Annotated in this window: 11 protein-coding genes and 1 pseudogene; 5 read left to right on the top strand and 7 right to left on the bottom strand. The window is 39.2% G+C overall.

Going from position 1 to position 11,881, the window contains the following annotated elements; genetic code table 11:
* Positions 1 to 93 precede the first annotated feature (93 nt).
* On the top strand, positions 94 to 471 hold the full coding sequence (locus PAND9192_RS09210; protein ID WP_234999049.1) for a hypothetical protein: 378 nt from the start codon (positions 94 to 96) through the stop codon (positions 469 to 471).
* A 394-nt stretch (positions 472 to 865) separates the two neighbouring features.
* On the opposite strand, the gene PAND9192_RS09205 is transcribed toward PAND9192_RS09210, so the two are convergent.
* Positions 866 to 1,909 carry a GMP reductase gene (locus PAND9192_RS09205; protein WP_087853561.1) on the bottom strand — a complete coding sequence of 348 codons (1,044 nt, stop codon included), beginning with the start codon at positions 1,907 to 1,909 and terminating at the stop codon, positions 866 to 868.
* A 397-nt stretch (positions 1,910 to 2,306) separates the two neighbouring features.
* Between PAND9192_RS09205 and PAND9192_RS09200 the strand changes: the two genes are divergently transcribed.
* On the top strand, positions 2,307 to 2,681 hold the full coding sequence (locus PAND9192_RS09200) for a hypothetical protein (protein WP_234999048.1): 375 nt from the start codon (positions 2,307 to 2,309) through the stop codon (positions 2,679 to 2,681).
* An 84-nt stretch (positions 2,682 to 2,765) separates the two neighbouring features.
* On the opposite strand, the gene PAND9192_RS09195 is transcribed toward PAND9192_RS09200, so the two are convergent.
* Entirely contained in the window at positions 2,766 to 3,779 is a 1,014-nt protein-coding gene (locus PAND9192_RS09195; RefSeq protein ID WP_087853560.1) for an AraC family transcriptional regulator, read from the bottom strand.
* Positions 3,780 to 3,969: 190 nt separating this feature from the next.
* Between PAND9192_RS09195 and PAND9192_RS09190 the strand changes: the two genes are divergently transcribed.
* Both PAND9192_RS09190 and PAND9192_RS09185 read left to right on the top strand, forming a co-directional pair.
* Entirely contained in the window at positions 3,970 to 4,308 is a 339-nt protein-coding gene (locus PAND9192_RS09190) for a hypothetical protein (RefSeq protein WP_060996705.1), read from the top strand.
* Between the two features lies 1 nt (position 4,309).
* Positions 4,310 to 5,533, top strand: a complete 1,224-nt coding sequence (locus PAND9192_RS09185; protein WP_087853559.1) for an HlyD family secretion protein — start codon at positions 4,310 to 4,312, stop codon at positions 5,531 to 5,533.
* Positions 5,534 to 5,637: 104 nt separating this feature from the next.
* Here PAND9192_RS09185 and PAND9192_RS09180 read toward each other — a convergent pair whose 3' ends face one another.
* Both PAND9192_RS09180 and PAND9192_RS09175 read right to left on the bottom strand, forming a co-directional pair.
* Positions 5,638 to 6,810 carry a cation:proton antiporter domain-containing protein gene (locus tag PAND9192_RS09180; protein WP_087853558.1) on the bottom strand — a complete coding sequence of 391 codons (1,173 nt, stop codon included), beginning with the start codon at positions 6,808 to 6,810 and terminating at the stop codon, positions 5,638 to 5,640.
* A 29-nt stretch (positions 6,811 to 6,839) separates the two neighbouring features.
* Positions 6,840 to 7,163: a hypothetical protein gene (locus PAND9192_RS09175; protein ID WP_060996702.1), complete on the bottom strand. Its 324-nt coding sequence runs from the start codon at positions 7,161 to 7,163 to the stop codon at positions 6,840 to 6,842.
* Positions 7,164 to 7,471: 308 nt separating this feature from the next.
* Between PAND9192_RS09175 and PAND9192_RS09170 the strand changes: the two genes are divergently transcribed.
* A complete protein-coding gene (locus PAND9192_RS09170) occupies positions 7,472 to 7,777 on the top strand; it encodes a hypothetical protein (RefSeq protein WP_087853557.1) in 306 nt (101 codons plus the stop codon).
* A gap of 82 nt (positions 7,778 to 7,859) precedes the next feature.
* Here PAND9192_RS09170 and sstT read toward each other — a convergent pair whose 3' ends face one another.
* The 3 genes and pseudogenes from sstT to PAND9192_RS20675 form a co-directional block, all read right to left on the bottom strand.
* The gene (gene sstT / locus PAND9192_RS09165) at positions 7,860 to 9,101 is read right to left on the bottom strand and encodes a serine/threonine transporter SstT (protein WP_060996700.1); all 1,242 of its coding nucleotides are present in this window, start codon (positions 9,099 to 9,101) and stop codon (positions 7,860 to 7,862) included.
* Positions 9,102 to 9,498: 397 nt separating this feature from the next.
* Entirely contained in the window at positions 9,499 to 11,175 is a 1,677-nt protein-coding gene (locus tag PAND9192_RS09160; protein WP_087853556.1) for a BatD family protein, read from the bottom strand.
* Between the two features lie 14 nt (positions 11,176 to 11,189).
* Positions 11,190 to 11,881, bottom strand: a pseudogene (locus PAND9192_RS20675) (hypothetical protein); the annotation flags it as partial.

Raw genomic sequence — 11,881 nt, 5'->3', positions numbered from 1 at the left:
ATATTGGAGTTTGGTTTGAATAAAGAAGTGAAGAAAGAGATTCATCAAATTAGGGATATTTTGGCTAGTTTTGAGAAATCAGACTTTCATAGCATGACTAGCTTTTATCACTCTTCTGGCTTTCCAAATGGTTGCTGTGGAGATGCCACAGATTTATTAGGCTTGTATTTATTGCAGTACTACAACTTAGACAGTGAATATGTCTGTGGCAGTGGGCTAGGTGAAAATTTCAACCAGTCCCATGCATGGTTGGTGTGCAATGGCTATATCATTGATATTACGGCAGACCAATTCAACGAAGATGGTTATCAATTGCCTGCTGTTGTCATTGAAAAACAAAGCTCGTTTCACGAATTGTTTGATGAAACCACAAGTCGCAATACGAGTGTTAGTTACTTAAAAGGTACGGGTATTCCAAGCGTACTATCGAAAGTATTGTCAGTAATGCGTGCGTCGGAAGATGCGCTATAACAGATAAGGATATGTGTCGCGTAGCCGACACCTATCCGAAGTGTTGGGCAAGCCCAAGCCACCTTATATAAGTAAATAATGGAAATATCATCAAAGGTTATACCGAGTATCACCCTTACTTTTCCTAATACCTGCTAACCGAAATAGAGCAAATAATCTAAGCAGTTTTTGTCCAAAAATGAGCTAGCTCAAATGTGCTCAAAACTGTGCTCAAAACTGTGCCCAAAAACGTGCTAACTTGATTGCTCTATTGCCCTTGCGATCTTGCACTATAATCAATAACAGTTGTTATTGAAAAAGAATAAAAAAAGCCAGAGTAAGAACAGTGTCTTTACTCTGGCTTAATATTGCTTTAGAGCTCAATAAGAAATAAATTGCCTATTGATGAGTAAGCTTATTCTTTACCGTAAACGTTATTTTCTTGCTCTTGTACACGGATGAATGTTGTGCGTTTTGTTAGTTCTTTAAGTTGCGCTGCACCAACATAAGTACAAGTAGAACGTACACCGCCCATGATGTCTTGAATAGTGTGTTCAACTGAACCACGGTAAGGCAATAATACCGTTTTACCTTCAGCGGCGCGGTATGCTGCAACGCCACCTGAGTGCTTGTCCATCGCGCTCTGGCTCGACATGCCGTAGAACTTCATGAACTGCTTACCGTCTTGCTCGATAACTTCACCGTTGCTTTCAGTGTGACCTGCAAGCATACCGCCAAGCATCACGAAATCAGCACCGCCGCCAAACGCTTTTGCTACATCACCTGCACATGCACAACCACCGTCACCGACAATACGACCACCAAGGCCGTGAGCAGCATCAGCACATTCAATGATAGCTGAAAGCTGAGGGTAACCTACGCCAGTTTTAACACGGGTAGTACATACAGAACCTGGGCCAATACCGACTTTAACAATATCAGCGCCAGCAAGAATTAACTCTTCAACCATATCACCAGTAACAACGTTACCCGCACTGATGACTTTATCTGGGAACTGTGCGCGCACACGCTCAACGTACTCAACAAGGTGCTCAGAGTACCCATTGGCAATATCAATACAGATAAAGATAATGTCGTTGGTAAGCGCCATGATATCTTTAGTTTTTTGGAAGTCAGCTTCAGACGTACCGGTTGATACCATTACGTTGTTTAATACTGATGCATCGTTAGCACTAATGAACTCTGCCCATTGTTCAACAGTGTAATGCTTATGAATAGCTGTCATCACTTTATGCTGTGATAACGCGATTGCCATATCAAAACTACCAACTGAATCCATATTAGCAGCAATAATTGGCACGCCTGACCATTGACGGCCACTATGTTTGAATGTAAAATCACGGGTTAAATCAACTTGAGAGCGACTTTTCAATGTTGAGCGTTTTGGACGAAATAAAACATCTTTAAAGCCTAACTTTAGATCTTGTTCGATACGCATGATTTGTATTCCTTACAAATTAATAGAATGCAGCCCTCGTAAAAATCGTTACTGGCAGGTAACTTTTTTTGCTGTTTAGCGGGCGCAAAAAAACCGGAGCGTTGGCAGACGCTCCGGTTTTCAGCATTATAGGCAGAGATTTTCCAAACACAACCCCTAAAATGTAAATAAATATATCTCAATGAGAATAGATTTATTCATAACCCTCACTTTTTTATTATTAATCCCTTATTTTTTATCATATTTTAATTTTAAACTGTTCATAAGAGCTGCATAATTTATGTAATTGATGAGTTTGAAATAATTCAAATTGTTATTGGTATCTCTTTTTTTAAGGTCTATGATTGAATTTTGGGATAACTTAAAGCATTAACTGGGCTGTGGAAGGTTTGACTTGTTGTTGAGAAGAAGAAAGAAAAAAAATCAGTTTCCTGTTGATTTTTATGGTGAAGAAGGAAGCTGGCGGTTTGTGATCCGTGCGATGCGTCAAGATGAAATTATTGATGCTATGTATTGGTGTGCACATATTTCATGTCATCGAAAAGACTATGATTTACTCCATATAGCGAGTGATAAATTTGATTGTCGTTATAATTACTCAACATCAGATCCTTCAGATCTTCAATTTGGTTTAAGTGGTACACCGCTTAAAGTGACCATGATGGGGCCGATTGTATTGATGTCGACGATCAAAGAACGTTTTGTTGATGCAGAAATAAAACCCCAACCTCAACAATCGACATCAAATAAATTAGTTCATGCAATGGCATAAATGTGACAGTGTGGTCACAAGAAAACGCTAAATAATCGATATTATTTAGCGTTTTTTTATGTTGATTTAGGTTATATGATGTTTTTAATTGAGGCTGCGCTCTAATAACTGATGTTGGTATTGGGTTGGAGTTAAGCCACGATTACGTTTAAAAGCTTTATTAAAACTTTGAACATTGCTGTAACCCAGTAGTGTCGCTATAGCGGGAATACTCGTACCTGACAGCATATATTTTATGGCGACATTGCATAAAATATAATTGGTCGTGCCGGTGAATGTCCAACCATAATCATGTAATTGGCGTTGTAATTGTTGCCGCGATAAACCAACTTTTTCCGCTGCAAAATCAAGGGTTGGATAGCCGTAGTAACGTGAATAGTTAATGATTTCAAACATAACTTTAGCGATATCTTGTGGCTGTGGCATATTAAGCAAATCATCAAGTTGTAAATTTGACACTAAAATAGGTTTGATTATTGGTAATGGACGTTGATTACCATGCTCTAATATCGACAGATTAAGCCATACCTTGGTCGCCGCTGCTTGCCATGTAATAGGACACCCAAAAAACTGTTGAATGGCAGGATCTGTGATTTCAGGGCCATATAACTCGACTTTTATCGGCACATAATCATCCCCCATATAATTACGGCTAACTTGCGTGAATAAAATAGCGACTTTGAGACTATCAAAGCTAGCGCCATTACCATGTGCATAGCTGTTGTTATATACCCACTTGACGATCTTCCCCGATTGCTCCCCATGATAAGACGCTCCGCCTTGTAAGCACGAAATGCCATAGTTAATGCGGCGAAAGGCTAATGCAAGATCTGGACAACTAACATACCAATTACCAAGTGCGCCAATATTTTCAAAGCTAAGATCGGCTGCCAGTTTGATCATATAAGCGGGATCGCCGGTTAATTCTTCAATCTGTTCTAGCCAATGCAAATAATCATTAAAAGGAATTAACGATGTCGGCTCTTTGAGCAGTTGGGCGGGAATACCTAACTCTGTAAGACGGATGCCATAGTGCTTTTGTAAGCCGAGTTCTAATGGTTTGAGGTAAGCGGTACGAATAAAAGCAATATTTATCATTAGTATCCTCATCGCGATAACGATATTGAGTGAGTATTCATTATCGAACACGGCTAGTTGTGGATTGATTATATCAAAATGTAGCTATTTTTAATTTAATCAGACTCTAATTGTGTTGTTAGTGTGATCTGTCTCCACAATGGCTGTATTCATCACTGCATGAGTGATGGCTTTTGAATCGGAGATGTAAATGAGTTTATTGAGTATGCCTTTTGTTGGTACCAATGTTGATACGGTATTAAGTGTCTTTGCTGGGGTGGTATTGATTGCCACTGTTGCTGCGGTGGCAATAGGGTTTTGGAAAATACATGAATTACCAATCCATAAAGCGTCGACTAAAGAGCATCATCAAATAGGCTTAATAACCGCATTAACGTGGATAGGCTTTGTTTGGCATTGGGTATGGGTATTAGCGGTGATTATTGCGTTTGTTGATGGTGAGCAAGCATTGCGTCGTCTGCGTGATATTTGGCATGGTGATCGTATTCCTGCACCTATTGTTGAACCGACTAATACTGAGGAGAAATAGCATGTTAGAAGGTTTAGCTGTATGGGCTTTGTTTATTTATTTACTGCGTTTAGTGGGCATGCCTTGGAATAAATTTACCCAATCTTTTGCGTATATTGGCGGTGGTAGTTGGTTGGTGTTTGTGTGGTTTGGATTAATTACTTATGCACCGATGGATTTATCTGGTGGCTCGTTAGTGCAGTCACCCCATGTGCAATTACGACCAGCATCGACGTCGATTAATGGTCGTGTGAAAGCGATTTATGTTGAGCCAAATAGCAAAGTGACTCAAGGCCAATTAGTGTATGAGTTAGAGCCTGAGCCATATGAAATTGCACTTAACAAAGCTCAAGCAAGCCTTGAGGCTGCTAAAGTTGCTCGCAAAATGGCAAAGCAAGATATTGAAATGGCACAAGCCTCAGCAACAGCAGCAGTGAAAGATATTGATATCGCGACCAAGCAATTAGTGGCAGCAAAGGCTGATCACCAGTTAAAAAGTGCGATGCTTGCTCGTTATGTGAAACAAAATAATGTTGTAAAACATACTGTCACAGCAAGTATGTTAGATGAACAGCGCACCGCAGTTGCAGTGGCTAAATCTCAACAAGTGATGTTGGAGTCACAAATTGAAAAGGCGCATATTGCCGTTAAAAAAGCACAACTAAGTATAGAAAAAGCACAATTAAGCGTGAATAGTCGCGATGTTGATGTGGTGACTGCGAAAGAAAATGTCGCTAAAGCACAATGGGATTTAGACAATACTAAGGTGTATGCGCCAGCAGATGGATTTGTCACTAACTTCATTATGCGTGAAGGACAGTTTGTCGGCTCTGTGCCACGGATCCAAATGTATACCGATGAAAAATATGTGCTGATGCGGGTTAACCATCAAGCTATTCGTAATGTTAAACCCGGGCAGATGGCGGAGTTTGCCTCAGCTGTCTACCCTGGCAAAGTATTTGCTGCTGAAGTCGAAGGTATTGTTGAAGCAACGGGTGAGTCACAGGGTAACTTAATTGGCCGCGAAACCAATGTACGCCAAACAACAGGCGCAAATATTGCCAATAAACATCACTTTGTACGCTTAAAACTATATGAAACCGAAGATTATGATATTCCTGTAGGCTCGGTTGGACTTGCGTGGGTGAGTGCTGAAAAACCGATTAGTTTTCTGGGTTTTCTGGATGTTATTCGTGGCATTATTATTCGAATGAAAGCACAAGTATTCTATGTTTGGTCAATGTAACTGTAAGTAAAATATTATAATAATAGAGTGTGTATTCCGGTTCACCTGCCACTGTTTATTCAGTGGCAGGTTTTTTTATACCTCAAGGAGAGCAATCATTGGGGCTAATCTTTACGTAGATTATTCACCATTGATATCGGGGTTGGATAGCGACGTACAATCCAATAGGTTGAAATAACAAAGGTGGTAATAGTGACGGTTTCGATGAAGGTTTTTCCTTGATCTGACAATAAACCTTGAGTGACAGCGGCATACACTAGCAGCAATGAAAACTCGCTGGCTTGACTTAAGCGTGCCCGTAACTCAACACTTTTACTCTGGTTTTCATGGGCTAATATTAGGGCTATTTTAAATCCCCATGCTTTAATACGAATTAAGCAGATACCAAAAATAATCCCCAAAACTGTATAGATATCACTGTCCCATAGATTGATTTTGGCACCGATAGCAAAGAAAAATAAGATCAGAAAAAACTCGCGCAAGGGTTTGAGATGAACCGCAATTGCTTGTGATACCGGGCTGACAGCAAGAGTGATGCCAGCGATAAATGCCCCTGTTTCATAAGATAGCCCAATACTGTCACTTAAAACAGCCCATAAAAAACACCAGGCTAATGTTGCGATAAAACTGTATTCCTGAATAACATCAAACTGTTTTAATAGCGGCAGCATAATGTATTTAACCGCAAAGTAAGCGCTGATGATGATAGCGAGTAATTTAATGATTAATACGCTTAAACTAAGCGTGAGGCTCTGGTGAGTATCGATATTAAGTAGCAGTAATACACTGATAGCAATAATGTCTTGCATCAGTAAGATGCTGGTCATTATTTCTCCCATGCGTAAATGGTGAAGGGTTGTGGTTGGAATTAATTTTAGTCCAATCACGGTGCTAGAAAACATCATTGCTGCCGCAGTAATTAACCCATCACTAACGCTAAGGTTGATTAACAGCGCAAATAAAAACCCACTGATAAAAAATAGTGAACAACTGACAAGGGTGATGACTGCACTTTGTTTAAAGAGGTGTAATAGTCGCTGAGGTTGAAGATTTAAGCCGAGAATAAACAGCAATAAAATAACGCCAAGGTGGCCCATTTGACTAATGCTGGTGGCATTAGTCACCAGTTGTAGCCCATATGGACCAATAACAATCCCAGTAAAGATATAAGCAAGAATAATAGGTTGGCGAGTATAAAGAAACAAACTGCTAAAAATAGCGGTGACAATGATAATGCTACAGAGCTCAGTGATTATGCTGGTTAAATGTTCAAGCATATGACCTCTATTGTTTTATTGTTGTTATGTTAAAACTCGCTGCGACTGTAATGTTGGTAGTGATTAATAATATCAGCGATGAGTTCAGGCTCTGAAAAATCGTCGACAAAATAGCGCTGCTGGTCGTTTTTGATAAAGACCTCAAGATGGGTGTTATCACCATCGACACTGGGAATAAAATGAATAGCATATTCATAAGGCAATTGTTTGTCGTTAGTGATCACTAATCTAAATCGACGATCGATACAGAAAATATCAGTAAAATAACCCGCGGCTGAAAGCTGTTTGCTTGCTTTAGTTACGGCTGATTTTGCGATGGTGTAACCAGTATGATGCGCAGTGATAGTCGCCATGACGAAGCCCTCTTTTAACGATGTTGAGGATAGGACGTTAGGGGTAACGTTTGTCTATATCAGACGATTTTATCGGGCGCAGACATAGAGTTACCAACTAAATAATTCAATCATCGTCATTAGATTTTTTCATCAATATTGAAATTTCGATATTTGCTTCATTTATTTAAATAACGACCAGATTAAGTATTAAAATGCAATAATAATAGCCTTTTTGGTTTTTATTATTACATTTTAGTCTGAAATCGATGCTTTGGTAGGTAATATTTGCATAATAAGAATGAATATTATATTTAGAGGTATTAATAATGCGACAAAGAACTTTTTGCTTCATTCCGTTAATTGTATTACTTACAACCTCGACAGTTGTACATGCTGAAAGTGCACTCAAAAAATTGCATCAAGTTAATAAACAGCTTTCTCATATTGAAAATACTGTTAATGGTACTCAGAATAAATATAACAATACTCAAAGAACCATTAATGAAGTTAAAAATGGTACTTATGCTGAGAAAAGTGTTAAGCGAGCAGTAACAAAGAAGAAGAAAAAAGCGGTAAACAGTCTGATTAATCATTCTAATAACGTTATTCGTAAAGCAACCAATAGTAATTAATTATCATCGTGTTATAAAGAAATGCGGCTATCATTTGATAGCCGTATTTTTATGTTGTGTTGTTATATTGTTAGCAATGTACTTATGATTTTTGTAGGAGTACTTTTGCTTGTTTACGCTCTGCTGCAAGGCATGCTGCGGCAGTAAATACCACATCCGTTGAACTGTTAAGCGCTGTTTCTGCAGAATCTTGAATAACACCAATAATAAAGCCTACCGCAACAACTTGCATTGCAACTTCATTTGGAATGCCGAATAAGCTTGCTGCTAATGGAATTAATAGTAGTGAGCCACCGGCAACACCTGATGCACCACATGCAGAAACGGCTGCAACCACACTCAGTAATACTGCTGTTGCAAGATCAACTTCAATACCTAATGTATGCACAGCAGCCAAGGTTAAAATAGTGATGGTAATTGCCGCACCACCCATATTAATCGTCGCTCCTAAAGGAATTGAAACTGAGTAAGTATCTTCGTGTAGATTCAGATCTTTACATAAGCGCATGTTGACTGGAATATTTGCAGCTGAACTACGGGTAAAGAAGGCAGTAATACCACTTTCACGTATACAACGGAAAACCAGTGGGTAAGGGTTAGCTTTGATTTTAGCAAATACAATAATAGGGTTAACAACTAATGCGATAATTGCCATTGAACCAAGTAATACAGCTAATAAATGTGCATAACCTAATAATGCCGTAAAGCCTGTTTGAGCAAAGGTATGAGCAACAAGACCAAAAATACCAATGGGTGCAAGACGAATAATGAAGCGTACAATCAGTGTTACGCCATCAGACATATCTTGGAAAACTTGCTTCGTTGCGTCGCTTGCTTGGTGTAACGAAAAACCAAGTGCGATAGCCCATGCTAAAATACCAATAAAGTTACCTGTCATTAAAGCATTGATTGGATTATCAACAATCTTAAAAAACAACGAATTAATAACTTCAGCAATACCTTCAGGTGGTGCAATTGAGGTTGTATTAGTAACGAGCGTTAAAGTGGTAGGAAAAAGAAAGCTCATTGCTACGGCGGTAAAGGCTGCTAATAATGTTCCTAATAAATAAAGGAAAATAATTGGCTTCATATTGGTATGAGTGCCTTTTTTTTGATTGGCAATCGATGATGCCACCAAAATAAATACCAAAATAGGTGCAACCGCTTTTAATGCGGCAACAAATAAGCCACCTAAAAAACTAATATTTAGTGCTGAAGAGGGAGAAATAACAGCTAAAGCAACACCCGCCACAATACCTATTAATATTTGTATAACTAAGCTGCCATTAGCGACTCTGGCAAGAAATGGTTGTGATTGACTCATAGTTGATCCTGCATTTTTATTGTTGTGTTTAGAGTTTTATATTTTGTAACAGAAACATTTTTTAACAGGATCTGTTTCAAATAGCCAGTATTCTTTTAATAAGCATAGTTATTGCTATTTTTTAACAAATATTATTACGTTACGGTCACATTTAAATATCAAAATGAGCATTTTTATTGCGATGTGTCACGTAAATAAAAAATATGAATAAAGATGTAAGTGATAACGGTGAGTTGGCTGAGAGTGGATTTTTATTCGAAATAGTAACCAATGTAAGCTTTGTTTACATTTGCTTACAGGTGACGGGTGAATATTGCGGTGTTTTTTGCCGGAATAAGTGATTAATAATGGTGGGGCTGATGAGACTATTATTATAGCCTCATCAGCTGTTGCGGTGTTATTGAGGATCTAAGCTAGTCAATGTTTTAGACGTATGTTTTATCGTCTTTAATTGTTTGGCTTGTGTTAATAATTTCAACAATGTTTGATTATTCCACTGACTATCAAGTGTTGAATAATGGCTTGCCATCATCGCTTTAACTTCATCATCAAGTTGCTGTAATAGCTGTGGTTGACTCGTAAGCTGTGAGAACTGCTGTTGACGCCATTGCTGATAATACGTTTGTACTTTAATTGGATCGTTATCATTAATCGCTATTTCAAGTGCAGCAGTAATATCTGGACTTTGTGTGGTAGCGATTGCAGTTGTAACCATTGGTTGCTGGCGCTTTTTAACCAATAACAGCAGTGTGATTAGCCATAAAATAGCAAACACCAGTGTTGTCCATGGCCATATACCCGCAGAGGCCATCGTTTTTATTGGCTGGGTGGCAGCAGAGGTTGGTGGTGTCATCGCTGCTGGTGGTGAAAATTGACTATTGGCAGTTGGATCAGCCGTTACATTTAGTGTTAAGCCTTTTATTTCACTTTGCTGCTGTTTAGCGGTAGTGGTATTCCACCAATTAATTGAAAGTGGTGGTAGGGCAACATTACCTGCTTGGCGAGGAATAATAACTTGCTTTAATATCATCACACTGTAGCCATTTTCAGTACGGTATTCAGGTTTTTCATTGTAAATACGTACAGTATCTGGGTAAGTAAGGTTGATATTTGGCATATTACTTTGAGCAACATCTTTAATGCGCAAAGTAATAGTACGTGTTATTGGCTCACCGACTTTAGTGGTAATCTTATTTTGGTTAGAAACCTGAGGTTGCCATGTTTGTTGTAATTGTAAATCAGGCGTAGGCAACCATAGCCCTTTGTAATCTGCAGGTTTAGGTTTGATCGTTAAGCTAATATCTCTCGCATTTTTATTTACGGGTACTGTAATACCAGAGCTAAAGCCATTGGCTCCACGAACAGCACTGCCACTGAACGTTGGACCATGAATAACGATGTTACCTGCTTTTTGCGCCGTAAGTTGATAGTTACGAGTGATCACTAAATAACGACGACCATTTTGGACGATATTATTTTGTGCATCTTGACCGACTTGTGATACCGCTAACCCATCACCAGACGGTGCACTTAATGAAGCCTGAGACAGTTGCTCACCAATAAAAATCTTAACTCGATAATTAATACTTTCGCCGACATAGACTGTATTTTTATCAATTTCAGCCGTCATACGAACATTAGATTGATCGGTATTGGCGGCATTATTTTTTTGGCTACCTTTGAGAACCGTAATCGTAATTGGTGTTGTTTGCGAACTACCAATTTTAAAAGCAGGTATCGTCGCAGTACCGACCTTTTTAGCCGCAATAGCGATTGTCCAGGTAGTATTACGTGACATAGTGCCGTTAATTAATGATGTCGAACTGCTAACACTTGGTTGACCATATGCAAAATCAGGGCTCAATACACTAAAATCGACACTATCAGGATTGATAGAGGTATCAACAGATACTGATAATTGAAACACTTGATTTACGGCGACAACGTTTTTAGACACCGTCGCTTGTGCTTGGGCAGCCATTGCTTGTAGTGGCAATAATGCTACCACCATGGTTAGAAGTAATAACCATGGCGAGAGGCACTTTTTAGCCCAATTTGTTTGATTTACTGACATTCTCATTATCTCTATTACCATGATTTATTACTTTGCTGCTGTTCAGCTCTTTGCTGTGCTTGCAACATTAATTGAGCGCGAATTAACTCTGCCGTATCGTCTGGAACTTGCTCTAGTTTTTTCAATATAGGGTTACTAACTGAAAGCACTTGCTGCTGGTCACCATTTGGCTTGCCTTGCTGCATCGTTACTGCTGATGGTTGGCTATCGTCTTTGTTACCGTCTTGCTGATCTTGTTTTTGCTGTTGCGCTTGCTGGCTTAATGCTTGCTGTGCATTATCCTTCGCTTGCTGTTTTTTCTCAGCTTCACTCATTGATTGTGGTTGGTTTCTTTGTTGCCCCAGCTGCTGATTTTTCTGTTGTTGCTGTTTACTTTGTTTTCCTTCTTTTCCTTCTTTTCCTTCTTTTCCTGATTTTTGCTGACCTTGTTGCTGTTGGTCTTTGTTGCCTTGCTGACCTTGTTGCTGCTGGTCTTTGTTGCCTTGCTGACCTTGTTGCTGTTGGTCTTTGTTGCCTTGCTGACCTTGTTGCTGTTGGTCTTTGTTACCTTGCTGACCTTGTTGCTGTTGGTCTTTGTTACCTTGCTGACCTTGTTGCTGTTGGTCTTTGTTGCCTTGCTGACCTTGTTGCTGTTGGTCTTTGTTGCCTTGCTGACCTTGTTGCTGTTGGTCTTTGTTGCCTTGCTGACCTTGTTGCTGTTGGTCTT

It is taken from the genome of Photobacterium andalusiense, from assembly GCF_900185625.1.
GTDB lineage: Bacteria > Pseudomonadota > Gammaproteobacteria > Enterobacterales > Vibrionaceae > Photobacterium > Photobacterium aquimaris.
Note: the sequence above shows the minus strand (reverse complement) of the source record. Positions and strands in the feature narration are given on the sequence as shown.

Excerpts from the sequence above, each read along its gene's own strand:
- sstT (WP_060996700.1), bottom strand. The coding sequence starts at position 9,101 with ATGAGTCAATCACAACCATTTCTTGCCAGAGTCGCTAATGGCAGCTTA.
- PAND9192_RS09180 (WP_087853558.1), bottom strand. The coding sequence starts at position 6,810 with ATGCTTGAACATTTAACCAGCATAATCACTGAGCTCTGTAGCATTATC.
- PAND9192_RS09175 (WP_060996702.1), bottom strand. The coding sequence starts at position 7,163 with ATGGCGACTATCACTGCGCATCATACTGGTTACACCATCGCAAAATCA.
- PAND9192_RS09185 (WP_087853559.1), top strand. The coding sequence starts at position 4,310 with ATGTTAGAAGGTTTAGCTGTATGGGCTTTGTTTATTTATTTACTGCGT.
- PAND9192_RS09190 (WP_060996705.1), top strand. The coding sequence starts at position 3,970 with ATGAGTTTATTGAGTATGCCTTTTGTTGGTACCAATGTTGATACGGTA.
- PAND9192_RS09205 (WP_087853561.1), bottom strand. The coding sequence starts at position 1,909 with ATGCGTATCGAACAAGATCTAAAGTTAGGCTTTAAAGATGTTTTATTT.
- PAND9192_RS09210 (WP_234999049.1), top strand. The coding sequence starts at position 94 with ATGACTAGCTTTTATCACTCTTCTGGCTTTCCAAATGGTTGCTGTGGA.
- PAND9192_RS09170 (WP_087853557.1), top strand. The coding sequence starts at position 7,472 with ATGCGACAAAGAACTTTTTGCTTCATTCCGTTAATTGTATTACTTACA.
- PAND9192_RS09195 (WP_087853560.1), bottom strand. The coding sequence starts at position 3,779 with ATGATAAATATTGCTTTTATTCGTACCGCTTACCTCAAACCATTAGAA.
- PAND9192_RS09160 (WP_087853556.1), bottom strand. The coding sequence starts at position 11,175 with ATGTCAGTAAATCAAACAAATTGGGCTAAAAAGTGCCTCTCGCCATGG.